This window comes from Desulfobacter sp. UBA2225 (genome assembly GCF_002348205.1).
In the GTDB taxonomy this organism is placed as follows: Bacteria; Desulfobacterota; Desulfobacteria; order Desulfobacterales; family Desulfobacteraceae; genus Desulfobacter; species Desulfobacter postgatei.
Map to the genome: position 1 here is coordinate 1 of NZ_DDYV01000050.1, position 17914 is coordinate 17914.

Annotated in this window: 17 protein-coding genes; 12 read left to right on the top strand and 5 right to left on the bottom strand. The window is 48.1% G+C overall.

Annotation, left to right across the window (positions count from 1 at the left end):
* Nucleotides 1-12: 12 nt before the first annotated feature.
* From B3D59_RS18275 to B3D59_RS02670, 7 genes are all read left to right on the top strand, one after another.
* Nucleotides 13-195 carry a zinc ribbon domain-containing protein gene (locus B3D59_RS18275; protein ID WP_422653199.1) on the top strand — a complete coding sequence of 61 codons (183 nt, stop codon included), beginning with the start codon at nucleotides 13-15 and terminating at the stop codon, nucleotides 193-195.
* Between the two features lie 64 nt (nucleotides 196-259).
* Nucleotides 260-3028 (top strand): phosphoenolpyruvate carboxylase, encoded by a 2769-nt coding sequence (locus B3D59_RS02645; protein ID WP_286817544.1) that lies wholly within the window; start codon nucleotides 260-262, stop codon nucleotides 3026-3028.
* Between the two features lie 325 nt (nucleotides 3029-3353).
* Nucleotides 3354-4037 (top strand): cobalamin biosynthesis protein CbiA, encoded by a 684-nt coding sequence (locus tag B3D59_RS02650; protein ID WP_286817545.1) that lies wholly within the window; start codon nucleotides 3354-3356, stop codon nucleotides 4035-4037.
* Between the two features lie 21 nt (nucleotides 4038-4058).
* The gene (locus B3D59_RS02655; protein WP_277004973.1) at nucleotides 4059-4277 is read left to right on the top strand and encodes a 4Fe-4S dicluster domain-containing protein; all 219 of its coding nucleotides are present in this window, start codon (nucleotides 4059-4061) and stop codon (nucleotides 4275-4277) included.
* 115 nt (nucleotides 4278-4392) lie between these two features.
* Nucleotides 4393-5463 carry a 3-methyl-2-oxobutanoate dehydrogenase subunit VorB gene (gene vorB / locus B3D59_RS02660; protein ID WP_286817547.1) on the top strand — a complete coding sequence of 357 codons (1071 nt, stop codon included), beginning with the start codon at nucleotides 4393-4395 and terminating at the stop codon, nucleotides 5461-5463.
* A 22-nt stretch (nucleotides 5464-5485) separates the two neighbouring features.
* Entirely contained in the window at nucleotides 5486-6229 is a 744-nt protein-coding gene (locus B3D59_RS02665; RefSeq protein WP_286817548.1) for a thiamine pyrophosphate-dependent enzyme, read from the top strand.
* Between the two features lie 18 nt (nucleotides 6230-6247).
* Entirely contained in the window at nucleotides 6248-6784 is a 537-nt protein-coding gene (locus B3D59_RS02670) for a 2-oxoacid:acceptor oxidoreductase family protein (protein WP_286817549.1), read from the top strand.
* A gap of 270 nt (nucleotides 6785-7054) precedes the next feature.
* On the opposite strand, the gene B3D59_RS02675 is transcribed toward B3D59_RS02670, so the two are convergent.
* The 5 genes from B3D59_RS02675 to B3D59_RS02695 all read right to left on the bottom strand — a co-directional run bounded on the left by B3D59_RS02675 (nucleotide 7055) and on the right by B3D59_RS02695 (nucleotide 13143).
* Nucleotides 7055-8209, bottom strand: a complete 1155-nt coding sequence (locus B3D59_RS02675; protein WP_286817551.1) for an acyl-CoA dehydrogenase — start codon at nucleotides 8207-8209, stop codon at nucleotides 7055-7057.
* A gap of 29 nt (nucleotides 8210-8238) precedes the next feature.
* Complete coding sequence (locus B3D59_RS02680; RefSeq protein WP_286817552.1) at nucleotides 8239-8784, bottom strand: helix-turn-helix domain-containing protein; 546 nt, start codon at nucleotides 8782-8784, stop codon at nucleotides 8239-8241.
* A gap of 89 nt (nucleotides 8785-8873) precedes the next feature.
* The gene (locus B3D59_RS02685) at nucleotides 8874-9938 is read right to left on the bottom strand and encodes a branched-chain amino acid aminotransferase (protein WP_286817553.1); all 1065 of its coding nucleotides are present in this window, start codon (nucleotides 9936-9938) and stop codon (nucleotides 8874-8876) included.
* A 328-nt stretch (nucleotides 9939-10266) separates the two neighbouring features.
* The gene (locus B3D59_RS02690; protein WP_286817554.1) at nucleotides 10267-11562 is read right to left on the bottom strand and encodes a radical SAM protein; all 1296 of its coding nucleotides are present in this window, start codon (nucleotides 11560-11562) and stop codon (nucleotides 10267-10269) included.
* Between the two features lie 150 nt (nucleotides 11563-11712).
* Nucleotides 11713-13143: a methyl-accepting chemotaxis protein gene (locus B3D59_RS02695; RefSeq protein WP_286817555.1), complete on the bottom strand. Its 1431-nt coding sequence runs from the start codon at nucleotides 13141-13143 to the stop codon at nucleotides 11713-11715.
* Nucleotides 13144-13477: 334 nt separating this feature from the next.
* Here B3D59_RS02695 and B3D59_RS02700 point away from each other — a divergent pair, with 334 nt between their 5' ends.
* The 5 genes from B3D59_RS02700 to B3D59_RS02720 all read left to right on the top strand — a co-directional run.
* Nucleotides 13478-14731: an EAL domain-containing protein gene (locus B3D59_RS02700; protein WP_286817556.1), complete on the top strand. Its 1254-nt coding sequence runs from the start codon at nucleotides 13478-13480 to the stop codon at nucleotides 14729-14731.
* An 85-nt stretch (nucleotides 14732-14816) separates the two neighbouring features.
* A complete protein-coding gene (locus B3D59_RS02705; RefSeq protein ID WP_286817557.1) occupies nucleotides 14817-15725 on the top strand; it encodes an endonuclease/exonuclease/phosphatase family protein in 909 nt (302 codons plus the stop codon).
* Between the two features lie 448 nt (nucleotides 15726-16173).
* The gene (locus B3D59_RS02710; RefSeq protein ID WP_286817558.1) at nucleotides 16174-16386 is read left to right on the top strand and encodes a hypothetical protein; all 213 of its coding nucleotides are present in this window, start codon (nucleotides 16174-16176) and stop codon (nucleotides 16384-16386) included.
* Between the two features lie 225 nt (nucleotides 16387-16611).
* The gene (locus tag B3D59_RS02715) at nucleotides 16612-16842 is read left to right on the top strand and encodes a HypC/HybG/HupF family hydrogenase formation chaperone (RefSeq protein ID WP_004070539.1); all 231 of its coding nucleotides are present in this window, start codon (nucleotides 16612-16614) and stop codon (nucleotides 16840-16842) included.
* A 9-nt stretch (nucleotides 16843-16851) separates the two neighbouring features.
* Nucleotides 16852-17914: Sua5/YciO/YrdC/YwlC family protein (locus B3D59_RS02720; RefSeq protein ID WP_286817561.1), on the top strand; the 1063-nt coding region annotated here is incomplete at its 3' end.

Below are 17914 nucleotides of genomic sequence, written 5' to 3' on the forward strand. Positions count from 1 at the left end.
CAAGGCAAACAGATCATAGGCGTACCGCCACAGTATACTTCCCAGAAGTGTTCGGCCTGTGGTCAAATTGTCAAGAAATCCTTGTCTGTTCGTACGCATCGTTGCTCATGCGGTTTTGTTGCAAACCGCGATCATAATGCAGCCATAAACATTTTGCGTGTCGGGCTGGACACGTTAGCGACCTCGGTCGCTTAGAAGCCCCCTTCTGAATCTTTGATTCAGGAGGGGAGCAGTCACACCAATAGGTAAATAAAATACTATGCACACGGTCTTCACCCAAGTCAGAAATGCATTGGGCAAACCCTATGACGATCTTCACTTTCTATTGAAGTGCTTTAAAGAGGTGCTGGAGGAAAATAATCAGCAGAAGCTGGTTGGTTTGCTTCCATGGATAAACGCTACACTTCCCTCAGATTCAGACCTAACAAGCAATGAATACATCCATATGATGTCGATGTGTTTTCAGCTGTTAAATCTGGTCGAGGTGAATGGAGCGGTACAAAGCCGTCGACGTAAAGAAGATGAAAACATGGCTCAGGTGAACGGACTGTGGGCGAATCAATTCCAATATTTGAAGTCCAAAGGTATCACCGAGTCCCAAATTCTAAATGTCTTGCCTAAAGTTTTGGTCGAACCGGTTTTAACTGCGCATCCGACAGAAGCCAAACGCCCTGTGGTGTTACAGGCATACCGTGGATTATATCTGTTGCTCGTTAAACGCGAGAACCAAATGTATACCCGGATTGAACAAGCGGACATTCGGCAGGAGATCAAACATATTTTGCATCGTTTGTGGCATGTTGGAGAGATCTATATTGAAAAGCCACAGCTGGAGTCGGAGCTGGACAATATTCTGCACTATCTGACCAATGTTTTTCCCAGTGTGATTATGATGCTGGACAAGCGTTTGCGTCAAGCCTGGAAAGAATCCGGATTTGATTCGAAATCGCTTAATAACTCGGATTTACTGCCGGTGCTCTCATTCGGAAACTGGGTTGGCGGAGACCGCGACGGCCACCCGCTGGTGACGCCGGAAATCACCATACAGACGCTTAAAAAACTGCGTATTCATGCGTTTTATATTATTAAAAATGAATTGAAAGACTTGGCGCAAAAGCTCAGTATCTATCTTAATATATCGGACGTGAGCAAGGATTTTGCTGCACGGATTAAAGAACTCCAAGAGGACGTTGGCGTTAATGCCGAAATTGAGCTCAAAGAACATACCGAGGAAATATTTAAAGCTTATGTACTGATGTTAATTCAGAAAATTCCGATTGATCTGAGCCGGGAATTCAACCTTGAATTAGAAGATAAGCCCAATAGTTACCGCAGTTCCATCAATTTGATTGCTGACTTAAACTTGCTATACGAGGAGCTGGAAAAATGTGGCATGGGCGAGATAGCCCATGTTGATGTTGGTCGGACAAAGCGAATTTTGAAAATCTTCGGTTTCCATTTAGCAAAATTGGATATTCGCCAAAACAGCGCCTATCATGAGAAGGCATTAAAACAGTTGATTACCGCATCGCTTGGGGCTGAAGCAGCGGCGCAGATTGACGCGTCACAGGAGGCAAGGCGCGCTTTCCTGGATCAGGAACTGAAAATCAACCGTCCGTTTTTGGTGCAGCATAACGACCTTGACCAAGAAGGACAAAATGTGATCGGGGCCTTTCAGGTTGTTAGTGATCATGTTCAACGTTACAGCCCCAATGCTTTCGGAAAATTGATTGTGAGCATGACCCGAAATACGGAGGATCTGCTTACAGTTTACCTGTTCCTGCGTGAAGTCGGTTTAATTATAAAAAATAACGATCAGCTGGGTGCGGTTCTTCCAGTTGTGCCGCTTTTTGAAACCATTGAAGACTTGAAGTTAAGCCCAGCCATTCTGGCCGATTATCTGTGCCATCCGATTGTAAAAAAAAGTTTGCAGATGCAGTCGTGTAACAATCCCAATGGTGAATTGATTCAGGACGTCATGATCGGTTATTCAGACAGTAACAAGGACGGCGGAGTTCTGGCGAGCGCCTGGTTCTTGCACGAGGCACAGAAAAAATTGACCCAAATAGGCGAAAAACACGGTGTGAAAATCCGTTTCTTCCACGGTACCGGTGGCAGCATCAGTCGTGGCGCGGGACCAAGTCATTGGTTCATCAAAACTTTGCCGCACGGATCAATAAATGGTAATTTTCGGGTTACCGAGCAAGGCGAGACCATTGAGAGAAAATATGCCAACCTGGTGAATGCAGCATATAATCTAGAGCTGATGGTTTCGAGTGTTACAGCACAAACCGTGTTACACGAAAATACCAAAGGCAAGCACGAAGAAGTTGAGAGTCTATTCCATCGCTTAGGTGATCGGGGGCGTCATTATTACCGACAGCTGATTTCCGATCCTGATTTTATCACCTTCTTTTCCCAGGCAACACCAATTGATGTTATCGAGTCGAGCAAAATTGGTTCTCGCCCGGCACGTCGTACCGGGAAACGCAGCATGGAAGACCTTCGGGCAATTCCTTGGGTGTTCAGCTGGTCGCAATCGCGCTTCAACATTACCAGTTGGTATGGTGTCGGCTCCACCTTGAATGAACTGAAAAACCAAAGCCCGAAGGCGTACGAAAATTTGCTTCATTTCGTTGAATACGATCCTTTTGCACGTTATGTGATGACAAATTTGGACAGTAGCCTGGCATCCACGGATGTGCGGATTATGGAAAAGTATGCTTCGTTGGTTCAAGAGGTGGAGATTCGTGACCGAATCATGGGGATGATTAAAAATGAACTGGACTTAACGCGTAAGATCGTGGTCGATGTGTTGAAACGACCAATTAACGAACGACGCATTAATCACTATTACTCAACCATACTCAGAGCCGAGGCGCTTAATAATTTGCATGATGCGCAGGTTGAATTGCTACAAAAATGGCGCGAAGCTAAAAACGCTAAGTCGAAAAAAGAGGACCATTATCTATTTGCCCTTTTGCAGTGTGTTAATGCAATTGCCAACGCACTCGGAACAACAGGTTGATCTGGAAAACAGATTTCAATTTTGCCGAGGCTCTTTTTATATAACGGCCATGTCTTGACGGACACAACAAACAATGAAAGATGTGAGTAGTGAGTATTGAGAAAACAGCTTGTTTTAAATCTCACTACTCAATACTCAATACTCATAACTTTCTTATAAAAAGCAATGCAGGGCTAAAAGGGCCGCTGTAGGCGCTTCTCCCTCTTGTTTCCTGTATCTTGTTTCTAATTTCTTGCAAATATCATTGAAAAACCTTGCTCAATTTGATTTAATCCATAGTTTATGATTATTTAATGGTATTCTAACCCGTTAAAGAAAGGGCGGCATGTTACCCGATATCAGCGGCATCATTATAATAGCCGGAAATTACGGCAGCGGCAAAAGTGAAACGGCCGTCAACCTGGCAGTCGTTTCCCGGCGGGCGGGAAAAAGTGTCAAGATAACGGATCTGGACCTGGTCAACCCCTATTTCAGAAGCAGGGAAGCCAAAAAGCCTCTGGAAGATTTAGGCGTGGAAGTGGTGCTTCCGGACAAAAAATACATGCATGCGGATCTGCCCATCCTTACATCTGCCGTGGCCGACATGATTAAAAATCCAGCCCAGGTGACCATTTTGGATGCAGGTGGCGATGGTTCAGGAGTGACTGTGCTTGCCGCCCTGGCAGATGTGCTTAAAAAAAGCCATGTCAAACTGCTGCAGGTCATTAACCCGTTGCGACCCAATACCAGCGATGTCCAAGGCTGCATTAAAATAAAGGCGCAGATCGAAGCCGCCGCAAAGCTCCCTGTCACGGGCCTGATTTCCAATGCCAACCTTCTTGACGAGACCACGCCGCAAATTATTTATGACGGTTACAATCTGGTGACCCGGGTATCCGAAGCCACCGGTCTTAATATTGAATTTATAACAGCGTCGACCAGGCTTATGCCCCAACTTGACACGGAACGGATATCCTGCCCGATCCTTCCCATTGACCGGTTGCTGGCATTCCCCTGGACACGCACTTAACACCAAGGAGTAATACTTACAATGGCATATAAACACATTATTGATGCCGAAAGGTGCAAAGGGTGCGGTCTTTGTGTGCATTTCTGCCCGAAAAACGTGCTTGAGATCACCGACAAGGTAAATGCCAAAGGGCATTTTCCGGCCTTCCAGGCCAGACCGGAGGACTGCATTCACTGCGCCATCTGCTGCACCATGTGTCCGGATGTGGCTATAAGTATAGTTGAAGAACAAAGTGCTTAATTTTTTATAACAGCCATGGGCTGACCTGACATATCAACTGCCAGGCATAGCCCACAACAAAGGTTGAAAGATCTGAGTAACGTACCCAGGCTTTCTTATAAAAGGACAAGAGAAAATGGCTAAAGTCTTAATGAAAGGCAATGAAGCAATCGGCGAAGCCGCCATCAGGGCGGGTTGTCTAAACTATTTTGCATACCCCATCACGCCCCAGTCGGAAGTCGCCGAATATCTGAGCAAACGCCTGCCCGAAGTGGGTGGTGTGTTTCTCCAGGGCGAAAGTGAAGTGGCCGTGGGGTATATGATTTTTGGCGCATCAGGCGCCGGAGAGCGTGTCATGACGACGTCATCATCTCCGGGCATAAGTCTGATGAGCGAAGCAATTTCCTATATTGCTGCGGCCGAGTGCCCGGCCGTATTTGTCAATATCATGAGAGGCGGCCCGGGGTTGGGCGGAATTCTGCCGTCCCAGGGTGATTATTTCCAGGCAACCAAGGGCGGTGGCCACGGGGACTACCATCTGATGGTCCTGGCACCCGACGGTGTTCAGGAAGCCGTGGAGATGACCATGCAGGCATTCACCCTGGCTGAAAAATACAGAAATCCCGTCATGATCTTGGGTGACGGCATGATCGGTCAGATGATGGAACCGGTGGAATTTCGCGATGATCTGAAAACCGAACCCAGCAATAAGGATGACTGGGCCACCAACGGTATGTCTACCCGAAAGAGCAAAAAGCCGAATCTGGTGAAATCTCTGTTCCTGGATTCGACTGAATTGAACCAGCATAACATGAACCTCAAGGCCAAATACGAACAGATGAAAAAGGAAGATGTTCAGTATGAGCTTTATAATGCGGACGGGGAGTATCAAATTCTGCTGGCAAGCTACGGTACCATGAGCCGTGTATGCCGCACCGCCATTGACATGCTCAAGGAAGAGGGCATTGAAGCGGCCATGTTCCGCCCCAAGACCTTATTTCCCTTTCCTGAAAAACAGGTGCATGATGCCGCAGCTAAAGATAGCTGTAAATGCGTTATCAGTATTGAAATGAGCATGGGTCAGATGGTGGAGGATGTCCAGCGTTGCGTTATGGGCAAAAAACCGGTGGAATTTTACGGGGAGTGCGGTGGTGAAATCCCGTCACCTGAAAAAATCATCGAAATCGTAAAAGAGCTGATCGGGTAATGCGCCGGTCAAGGAGAAAATAATGGGAAAAGCTTTTTCTACGCCAGAGGCGTTAACAGACAATTACACCCACTATTGTCCCGGCTGCACCCACGGCATTGTCCACCGACTGGTGGCCGAGGCCATAGACGAATTAGGCATTCGGGAAAAGACCGTTGGCATCGCCCCTGTGGGATGCGCTGTCCTGATCTACAACTACTTTGACTGTGACTTCCAGGAAGCCGCCCACGGCAGGGCCCCTGCCATGGCAACCGGTATCAAGCGGGTACGTCCGGATCTGATGGTATTCACCTACCAGGGAGACGGTGACCTTGCCAGTATCGGCATGGGTGAAATCATTCATGCAGCCAATCGGGGGGAGAAAATTACCGTCATCTTTATCAACAACGCCATTTACGGCATGACCGGCGGGCAGATGGCCCCCACCACCATGCCGGGACAGCGGGCCACCACGGCCCCTGCCGGCCGTGATACGGCCCTGACAGGGATGCCCATTCGCATGGCCAATCTGATGAGTGAAATTGTGACCCCGGGTTATGTGACCCGGCAGGCCGTGCTCAAGCCCCAGATGGTGAATAAATGTAAAAAGGCGATTAAAAAGGCATTCCAGTACCAGATGGACAACACCTGTTTCAGCTTTGTGGAGGTGATCTCCACCTGTCCCACCAACTGGGGCATGACACCCGTCGATGCTTTGAAATGGGCCGAAGAAAATATGCTGCCTTACTATGAACTGGGCGATTACAAAACCCCTGAAGAGGCCTAAAAATATCGGGAGAGACCCATGCAGACAGAAATTAAATTTGCAGGATTTGGCGGCCAGGGCATTCTTCTCAGTGCCAAGCTACTGGCCTATGCCGCAATGAAGCAGGGATACCAGGTCGCCTGGATTCCCTCCTATGGACCTGAAATGCGGGGCGGCACCGCATATTGCACCGTTGTGATCAGTGACAAGCTCATTGGATCACCCATTATAAAAAACCCCACCCACCTGGTGGCCATGAACCGGCCCTCCCTGGAAAAGTTTGAGGACACCATCAAGCCCGGCGGGGTTGTCTTCATCAACTCATCACTGATTCCGGTCAGAAGCCAGCGCAAGGATGTGATTGAGCTGGTGGTGCCGGTCAATGAGATTGCCATTGAGGCCGGATCCGTAAGAGCTGCCAACATTGTTGCCCTGGCCGCATTTGCAGCCAAAAGCAAGGTGGTGGATCTGGATCTTTTGAAAAAATGCATCCAGGAGGAATTTTCAGCAAAGCCGAAAATTATTCCCTTGAACATGGAGGCGTTTGACAGGGGCGTGGCTGCGGCCCAGGCATAGTCTAACGATCCCCAAAAAATAACAAAGGTGGGAAAAAGTGCTTCAAAAGTCTTTTTCCCACCTTTGTTCAGAGGGACAGTAACAGTGGCTTAATGCACAGAGATCTTTGCGGTCACAGCGGCGGGACCGCTCCCGAATTTCACGGGATTCCGTTTTGGCTACTTTCTTTATAAGAAAGCCTGCTTAACTTACTCAGATCTTTCAATTTTTATTGTGGGCTATGTCTGGCAGTTGATATGTCAGGTCAGCCCATGGCTGTTATAAAATATTTTATGGTTTTCGTTTATCCTTGAGTACTGAATTTGAAATGACAATACGCTGAATTTCGCTGGTGCCTTCGTAGATGGTAAATACCCGGGCGTCCCTGTAAAACCGTTCCACCGGGTAATCTGTGGTAAACCCGTATCCCCCGTGGATCTGGATGGCCTGGGCAGTGACTTCCTGCACCATTTCAGAGGCAAAGAGCTTGGCCATGGATGCTTCCCGGGTGAACTTTTCCCCTCGGTCCTTCATGGATGCCGCGGAAAGAGTCAACTGCCGGGCGGCTTCTATCTTTGTGGCCATATCCGCAATCTGAAAACGAATGGCCTGGTGTTTGGTGATGGACACGCCGAACTGTTTGCGTTTCCCGGCATACTTGACGGCCGCATCAAAGGCGGCCTGGGCTACGCCGAGGGACTGGGCTGCAATGCCTATCCTGCCGCTGTCCAGGCCGGACATGGCGATTTTAAACCCATCCCCTTCCTTGCCCAGGATATTGGCGGCCGGCACCCGGCAATTTTCAAAGATCAGATCCGTGGTGTCCGATGCCCTCAGGCCCATCTTGTCTTCATGATGCCCCACGATAAGACCGGGTGTTGCCTTGGGTACAATAAAACAGGATATACCTCTGTGGGCCTGGGCTTCGTCGGTTTTGGCCGTGACAAGGACCACGGAACTGCTTTCCCCGGAAGTGATAAACCGCTTGGTCCCGTTAATCACGTAATCATCGCCGTCCTTCACGGCTGTGGTGGTCTGGCTCACCGGGTCAGACCCGGCATCGGGTTCGGTCAGGGCAAAGGCCCCGAGGATCTCCCCGGAGGCCAGGGGCAGCAGAAATTCCTGCTTTTGTTTTTTTGTGCCGAATTTATTGAGGGATTCACACACAATTGAATTCTGCACAGACATTACCACGGAGGTGGATGCACAGGAATATGCGATTTCGGACAGGGCCAGCACATAGGAAACCGCATCTGCGGCTTCTCCGCCGAACTCTTCGGGTACCATCATACCCATCAGCCCAAGCTCCCCCATCTGTTTGAAATTGTCGGAGGGAAACGCTCGGGTTTTATCCCGTTCCGCAGCCGTAGGGGCAACCACTTTGCGTGAAAATTCACGCACCATATTCTGGATCATCACCTGTTCATCAGTTAACTTGAATAACATGGTATCTCCTTTTTTTCAAAAAAACGGATTCAAGGCGCATAGACCACCACAATCAGTTCGGCATCGTGGTCCCCGATATTGCGCAGGTCATGCTTGACCCCTGAATTAAAATGAAGGGATTCCCCTGTTTTCAAGACATTGATATGGTCGCCCACCTGGATTTCAACTTCACCGTCCAGCACATAGGCAAACTCCTCGCCCTCGTGCTGAAACCCAACGCCTTCATGGCTGGCACCGGCTTCTACAACAATGCGGAATGCCTTTAAATGGTTGTTTTCAGCGCCGGGCGACAACGGTGTATATGCATAATGATCCGTACGCTTGGTATAGGCATCGGTCCTGGCTTCCACGGAATCATCCGACTCCTTGAGCAAGAAGCCGGAAGCCAGCTGAAGGGTGCGTGAGAGCTGGAGCAGCGTTCCCACCGAAGGACGCTGCTCTCCGCTCTCGATTTTCTTGATGACATCTTTTGACAGCCCGGTCTCATTGGCCATGGCGTCCAGGCTGAGTTTTTTATCCAGCCTGGCTTGCCTGATTCGAACGCCCACATGGGTAACTTCTTTGTTTTTAGCCATACGATCTCCAATAGTTTGAGGGTGATCAAACTCCATCTTTGACTGAGCGCTCGTTCAGCGCCGATGGACTAAAAATACATAAGGTTAATTTACTCTACAACTTCAATCCAGCCTTGAGTATCTTCAGCTTTTCCGTACTGAATGTCAGTCACGGCATTATAAAATTTCATGCATGTTTCACCGGGAGTACCGTCGCCGATATGAATCACCCGGTCTTTATAGCGCAGCTCTCCCACCGGGGAAACAACGGCTGCAGTGCCGGAGCCAAACATTTCCTGCAGGGTGCCGTTGTCAGCCGCGGCAATGACCTCATCAATGCTGATCCTGCGCTCGCTGACCTTGATGCCCCATTTTTTGGCCAGCTCAATGACTGAAAACCGGGTAATGCCGGGCAGGATGCTGCCGTTGAGCATTGGGGTGATCAGTTCGTCATTGATGATAAAGAAGATATTCATGGCCCCGACTTCTTCAATATATTTGAGCTCGATACCGTCCAGCCACAGGACCTGATTATATCCCTCTTTTTTTGCCTTTTCCCCGGCCAGAAGACTGGCTGCATAGTTACCCGGGGTTTTGAACTCACCGACACCGCCGCGTACGGCCCTGACATGGTCTTCGCAGACCCAGATTTTGACGGGCTGCAGACCCTGGGCATAGTATGATCCCACAGGAGAGAGAATGATAAAAAACTTGTATGTATAGGATGCCCGGACACCAAGGAAGGGGTCGGTTGCCACGATGGTGGGCCGGATGTATAAAGAGGTTCCCGGGGTTTCGGGAATCCAGGCTTCTTCGATTTTAAGCAATTTTTTAAGTGCATCCATGACGAAATCGATATCAATTTCAGGAATGCAAAGGCCCTGGCTCGAACGGTTCATGCGGGCAAAATTGTCACGGGCCCGGTAGAGCTGAATTTTACCGTCTTCGGTTTTATATGCTTTAAGTCCCTCAAATACGGCCTGCCCGTAATGCAGCACCATGCTTGCCGGCGACATGGAAAAATCGCCGAAGGGTTCAATGCGGGCATTAACCCATCCCTTGTCCTTTTCATAATCCATGACAAACATATGGTCGGTAAACACCGTACCAAATCCCAGGTCTTCATCCTTGGGGCGGGTTCCTGGTTCAGATACCCGGGTAACTTTAACCTCCATTGCGCCTCCGTTCTCAATTGGTTTTAACTGTCATTTAACCGGCCGGCCTTATACCTTACTATATAGGGTGCATTCCACAAAATACCGGTTAAGCCGCTCACAGCAAAGCAGCCCATACTTTTAGCAAGTTGCCATATTAGGACAATAATAAATTGAAAGCAAAGACATTTTAATACGTTAGTCAATTTTATGCCCGGGACCGCAGATAAAATAAATGTAACACTTATTGATACGGATCATCAATTGATAAAAAATTATTTTAACATCCTAAAAATATCAATACCTTCGCCACGCTCTTGTTTCCAGTTTCTTGCCATTAACGCTTAAGTTAATAATCTTGATTGGATGGATTGAAATAACCGTGGATCAGATGAGGAAAAGTTTGACTCAATTCTTTTACCAGATTTGCCATGCCGGTGGGGCACCCGCCGGGGGCTGCTTTTTCCATGATGCGGATGTAATGGCGGGGGTCAAAATTAAGGTTGCGCCACTGAATCATGTTGATGTCCGTGGTGCGGATAAAATCAAAAAGCGCCTGTTTTTCCTGTTCACAATCGGTAAATCCCGGGCAGTTCAGGTAATTGATTGCCACAAAACAGCCTTCGGCCCTGGCCCTTTTGATACTCTCCACAACATCTTCAAAACAATAGGATTTGGGACGAAAATACGCAGTATAACACGATTTGCGCACCGAGTTCATACTCACACGCATGCTGTCCAGGCCAACCTTGCACAGACGTTCCACCCGATCGGGCAAACTGGCATTGGAGTTCAGGTTGATGGTGCCTTGGTCGGTCTTTTCCCGGATCAGGACAATGGCCTTTTCAATGGCATCTGCCGAGGTTAAAGGCTCTCCCTCACACCCCTGGCCAAAACTGACCACGGCCTTTTCAACTTTCAGGATATGTTCCAGGGCAACGCCTGCAATCTCTTCCGGATCAGGGATAAAGGATATTCTCTCCTGGCAGGCGCAAAGATTATTTTCCGTTTGAAGGGAGATACATCCAAGACACCGGGCGTTGCAGACCACGGATGTCGGCAGCGGGGCTTCATACCGGCCCAGGAAAAAATTTTTACCGGCCGGACACCCGTATTCCAGGGCGCATTTCTCCAGGTGGCGCATCAGCCGATTGTCCGGATATTTTTTTCTATATTTTTCAACCCCTTTCTGAACCTGGTCAATGGGCATCAGCCGCAGATCCTGCCGGGGTTCGTCATCCACCTGAAGAGCCGCGGACCGGAAATTATTTTTCCCAAACCCCAACGCACCGTAGGAAAAAAGAGGCAAAGGCGTATCCATGCCAACATCATCATAGGCGCAGAAATGCAAGTTCACGTACCCCGGGGAGTTGAACACACCCACCGGATAAATACGCTGATCCGGCTGGAAAGGATTGGTTTCAAGGGTTTCAAAGCGGTCGGTGACAAGGTTGAACACAATGGGCGCTCTGTCTGGCAGCATCATCAGTTCACTGCCGTGGGGCATGGGACAGGTACCGGATTTTGTCAGAATAAAAAAATCATTTCCGGACATACCCGCGGCAGCATATCCGTCCAGTTCAAAAATATTGCCGTGTTCATCAGCCACCACAGCCGTGAGCATCTGTTTATTAATATATGCCATGATGATGCAGGATATACCAGAATGGGGCCGGGATCTCAATTAAAGATTGTTATCTGCGCATATCTAAATAAAGTATCACCATCGACTTTGATGATAAATGTTTATGGCAGTTACAACAGGCAGTTAAAAAAAAGCGACAGAATCCATCCTTCATATCTCCAGTATATCCCTGAAATTCACATCAATACCTATAACTCCTACGGTATTTCCACTGGCATGCCTGAGCGGTAGCGAAACGGTAAAGCAAAATTCCCGGGTGGCGGATGACCGATATACCTTTGATATAAAGGGTGCGTTATTGCTAAGTGCCTTGGTGAACCATTCCTTGCCGGACCAGTCACTGCCTATACCTTTTGTGAGCCCTTTTCTTCCGGCCAAGGTCTTTGCATAAATATTGGAGATGACCTGTCTGCCCTCCGTATCGGTGATATAGGCCAACTCAACAAATGGGAACCGATCAAGAAACGTCATTAACGTTTTCTCCCTGATGTTGCGTTTACCGCTTGCTATATCTGTGTTTCTCGCCATTTCAAGGGCGGCAGCCTTCGCGCTGGCGTGACCGGAAATATGGAATCCCCCGGCGTCTGTAACCATTCCGTCGCAGGCGGAAGCCACACGGTTCGCAATGGTCAGGATGGTGTTTACATCAGCTGTCTGATGCCTGGCGGAAGCTTTAATTTCATCTATATTAAACGTTATCCATTTTATATTTTTGGCCTGTTGTTGGGTGGCGCAACTGATTGTGTCCAGGCTTTTGGAGAGGGGGGTGAATTGGGAATAGACATGGTCCATGGACATATTTGCATCCAGGATCTGTCGTTCACAAGCTGCGACATGCTGTTCCACTGTTTCTACGGCAGTAATGGTTGCCGCTATTTTTTCCCCCAGCAGTTCCAGCCGCGCCTTTATGTCATTGGTGGCAGCTTTAGACTGTTTTGCCAAAAGCCCAACTTCTTCGGCGATTACTTTGAATCCTTTTCCGTCGGTCTGCCCCCTTGCTGCTTCAATACGGGCATTGAGAGAAAGGATATTGGTCTCGTCTGATATGGCGTTAATGGTGTCTGATATGGAACCGATCAAGGCTGAATTTTCTCTGAGAACTTGGATGGTATCCACGAGAATACTGACTTGTGATTTGATCTCGTTGAATCCTGCCATACTAAGCTTTCCCTGGTTCATGGCAGTTTCCAGATCCACCTTCATGGCAGTGAAGTTCTGGTTCAGCTCACCCGTACTGGTTGAAATGTCCTCAACACCCAGGGAGATCCTGTCCCCTGCCTCGGCAATGTCGGCCACTTTAGCTTCTTGTTCACCAGCCAACTGTCGAAAGGTCTTGGAAAAAGCGGTGAGTTCAGGTGCCAGTGCGGCCAGAGCGACTATATTTCTTAAAAGGGAAGTAATGGTGCGGTTAAGCTTTTTAAAAAAATTATTAAAAGCATTTACAGCCCTGGCTTCAGGCACCTCATTTTTCACGGAATGCGTCATGGTAAGATCCCACGTACTTTCCAGCATTATTTCGATTTCACTCATTGGGTCTGATCCCGCTTCAGTTATTCTCTTTTTCATAAATCCTAACAGCATCTTGTATCTCCTATTCATTTTAATCGGCGTTACATTTTTTTTGCAAATAAAGAGGCAAATTTGATACCAGCGAGTTCATCTAACTGGAAACAGATAGCTTTTCAATAGCAGTATTATTTTATTAATTGCATTTTATTACAATTATGAAGCAAAAAATATCTGTTAAATTACATTTTTGAATATGTGTAGTTCAATTTCAGATTGCTTAGTTGGCATTCTTGACGTGGCATAAAATTTGCTTTTTCTATTTGCTTTTTTTCTTAGGATAGCCCACAAGGGACAAACTCACAAAATTGTAATGCGGAAAAAAACTGACCCCCTATATGAAAAAAAGATGAAAAAGACATTAAAGCTCGACCTGAATTATATACAGCAACAGACGGAACATCACGCCCCTTTCATGACCGGTAAATTCAATAACCTGAATTTGATGACAGCACTTCAGCCCATATACAGCCTTGCTCACAAACGTGTGGTCGGCCATGAAGCTCTGGTACGGATCAAGGAGGAAGGGGGGGGCCCCGTATCACCGGCCATCCTTTTTGACCAAGAACGCTCTGCCATCGAGACCATTCAGCTGGACCGGCTCTGTCGGTTTATCCACATCCACAACTACCGGATCATCAACAAGTCCATCAACTGGTTATTCCTCAACATTTCTCCCATAACCATCAGTAGTGGAAGAAAAACATTCGGCTCGTATTTCAGAGAGTTGTTGGAGTTCCATGATTTCCCACCTCACCGTATTGTTATTGAGGTAGTGGAGCATCCGACCAGTGAGAACGATCGACTTATGGAGACTGTTGCCTATTTCAAGGAACTTGGCTGCCTGATCGCCATTGATGATTTCGGAGCCGGACATTCCAACTTCGACCGGATCTGGACCCTTCGACCGGATATTGTCAAAATGGACCGTTCCTTTATGGTCAGATCCAGCCGCAATCCGGAAATCAGGCAAATTCTCTCCGGGATTGTTACACTCCTCCACCAGGCCGGAGCCCTGGTACTCATGGAAGGGATTGAAACCAGGGATCAGGCCATGATAGCCATCGAAAGTGATGTGGATTTCGTACAGGGATTTTTTTTCGGCAGGCCTTTCACCAATCTGCAACAACCGCCACCGGAATTCGACGGATTAAACCATCTCCTGGCAGACTTTAAAAGAGAGTTTCACTGCAGCGAAACAGAGTCCAGACAACGTATCCAAACGCACCGCACCCTGTTTGAGATGGCCATATCTAAGCTCAAAGCAGGGAGTGATATTTCGGCAGCCTGTACAGATATGCTGTCAACTCTCGAAGTTGTCCGCTGCTATTGCATCGATACCGATGGAATACAGATCGGGCAGACTCTGGTGTCCTCTATGTATAACGCCATGAAAGACAAGCGGTTCAAACCTCTGGAAGATGCAAGCAGTGCCGATTGGTTCCGCCGCCATTACCTCAGACGCGCCATCTACCATCCAAACCAGCTCCAGGTAACTCGGCCCTATCTCTCCATTACAGGGGCGCACATGTGCGTGACCCTGTCCATGAAGTTTACCTGTCCTGACGGAGACTGCATATTGTGCTGCGATTTGAAAACTTAGCCCTTTCCAGCCTTATGCGCAAACGGCATCCAGCTGCTGCACCCAGCCTTCCACATCCCTGACCGGTAAGGGTTCTGAGCAATATTTGCTCAGCCAAAAATGGGATGGAGAAGAGTTTGCACTTGTCCGCGGTGCGGCGGATGTTGACAGTTGGAAGGGAATAGCGCACTATGTCCCGATGACAGAAATTTCCCCCATATCCGTCCCTGAAAAGGACAAAAACAGGACCGATGGCCCGGTCACCGTCATGACGATGAATCTTAGGTTCGGCCTGGCCAAAGACGGTCCCCATGCCTGGGACCACCGTAAGCCCCTGGTGGAGAAACTCCTGGAAACCTACCCCTGCGATTTTATCGGCTTCCAGGAGGTCAACCATTTCCAGGCCGAATTTCTGACCCGGTCACTGAGGCACCACGGTCACATTGGCTGGCACAACAAAAGGGTTGCATGGTGGCAAAGCAACCTGATCCTGTTCGACCCGTCCTGGGAATGCCTGGGTCACCGCCATTTTTTTTTAAGCCCCACCCCGGAGATCCCGTCCCGGCTTCCCGGTTCCAAATGGCCCCGACAGTGCGTAATTGGATGGTTTAAAAAAAACAACCGGCATCTGCTCATGGCCAACACCCACTTTGATTTCACATCAGAAGTCCAGCAAAAAAGCGCCGATCTGGTCATGGCGTTCTTGAACCGCTTTCCCATGGGAATGCCGCAGATCATCACCGGAGATTTTAACACCACCCCGGGGTCACCGGCCCATCGGTGTTTTAAATCCCGGGGATTTGGTCTGGTCATGGAAGGCAGGCCCGTCACCACCTTCCACAAGTTTACCGGAAAAAAGACAGGGCGTCACATCGACTGGATACTATACAGAAGCGGTCTGTATCCCGTATTTGAACAGGTGATACAAGATTCCTTTAACGGCCTTTTTCCATCCGATCACTACCCCGTCCGGGCCGGTTTTGCCTGGACGCGCCAAGCCCCCCACACATATTGAATGCTGTTTTAAAATAGGCCGGGACGAGGATAAATACCATCCTTGTGAGGAGGGGCATTTGCTGTCTTTTAAGAAAAATTTGCAATACTCAAGTGATTTTTGTATTTTAAAGTTAATATCCATATAACAGCCATGGGCTGACGTGACATATCAACTGCCAGGCATAGCCCACAACAAACCTTGAAAGATCTGTGTAACTTACCCAGACTTTCTTATAAAACAGCAAGGGAAAAGGTGAAAATAAAACACATCGTCATTTATACAACAATAATAAGGAATAGATAGCTGAGCTTTATGAATGTTGGTCCATAGCCTTTATTCAAAGGGCATTCGATACTTTTGTTAAAGCTCAATCCTTGGTATCTTCCATCGGCTTAACCAAACCATGCCGATTACGGATGAATGATCATACACTTAAAACATGTAAAACCAACACAGGATGTCTGAAATGCAACATGAAGTGGCCTTTTTTAAACCATATCCACTGAAGAAGGGACAGAAAATCCGGATCGAGGATTCTCCGCTTCAAGGTGACTGGGAGGTCGTGGACGTTACAGCGTTTAAAGTCAGGATCCGATGTCCCATAACAAAAAAAGAGCTGACAAAGGGCCGGTTTTTCTTTTTCACCGAAACAAAGAAAGACCAATGGCCGAATGAATAGTTGTATAAAACAGGGATGTTTAGAAATGAGATCAAAAGAACGTAACCTGGGGGGCGGTCGTCCTGGGTCAACCCTTGAGCCGGTTCTGTTCACGATGATCATGGACGGGTTAATTTTTTACATGCCCTGCTGAATAAAGTGAATTGGGTTTGTTCATACGTTGACTTATGATATACTGCTTTTAATGATTTAAAAATAAAAACAACAGGATGTAATTTAGAACATATGTGTTTGGCTGTACCTTCAAAAATTATTGAAATAAACGATACCCTAGCAAAGGTAGCGGTGGACGGGGTGGTCCGTGAGGCCAGCCTGATGTTGCTCGACGATGCAGGTATCGGGGATTATGTTATTGTTCATGCCGGATTTGCCATTTCAAAGGTAGATGAAGAAGCTGCCTTGCAAACCATTCAAGACATGCGCAGGATACTTGAACTGGGCGGCGACCCGGCCTGACGTTTGTAAATGGGTTCTTCCGGTATCGCGGCAAAAAAAATTGAAATTTCAGGGGTGGTCCAGGGTGTTGGATTCCGCCCTTTTTTATTTGGTTTAGCCTGCGCGCATCATCTTTGCGGCCATGTGTCCAATACTGATTTTGGTGTAGCGATTTTTATCCAGGGTGCGCCAAAGGATTTGGATGCGTTTATTTTGGATATCTTCGAAAAAAAACCCCTGCTGTCGCAGATTTCAGGCATGGTATCAACGGATACACAGCCTTTGGACCTGACTGATTTTAAGATTGTTAAAAGCCGGGATACCCAGACCAGATCTGCCTTGATCTCCCCGGATGTGGGGGTGTGCCCCGATTGCCTCAAAGAGATGCAGGATCCCGCTGACCGCCGGTTTGAATACCCTTTTATCAATTGCACCAATTGCGGGCCAAGATACACCATCATCCAGGATATTCCCTATGACCGGCCAAAAACCGCCATGAAATCCTTTGCCATGTGCCCGGACTGCCGGAAAGAATATGAAGATCCATTAAACCGGCGGTTCCATGCCCAACCCAATGCCTGCCCTGTTTGCGGGCCAAAATTGCAGCTTACAGATAACAGCGGAACCGCTATCTTTTACGAAGATGTTTTAAGGAAAGCAGCGCAATTGATAGCCGAAGGCAATATTGTTGCCGTTAAAGGTCTGGGGGGCTTCCAGCTTGCCTGCGATGCCACCGACTATGACACTGTTCAAACACTGCGCGAAAGGAAGAAACGCCCCGGCAAACCCTTCGCCCTGATGATGAAATCTCTTGATGATATTAAAAAACACTGTATTGTATCGGATAAAGAGGCGGAGCTTTTGTCCTCCGCACAGGCTCCCATCGTGCTGTTAAAAAGACGTGCTGACAATGCGAAAATCGCTCTAAATATCGCCGAAAACAACAAATACCTGGGAGTAATGCTGCCCCCCACCCCGCTTCACCATATATTGGTGCGCTATGTAAAAAGGCCTCTGGTGATGACCAGCGGAAACCTGAGCGAAGAGCCGCTGGCTTACAGGGACGAGGAGGCCCGTCAAAGGCTCGCTCCTC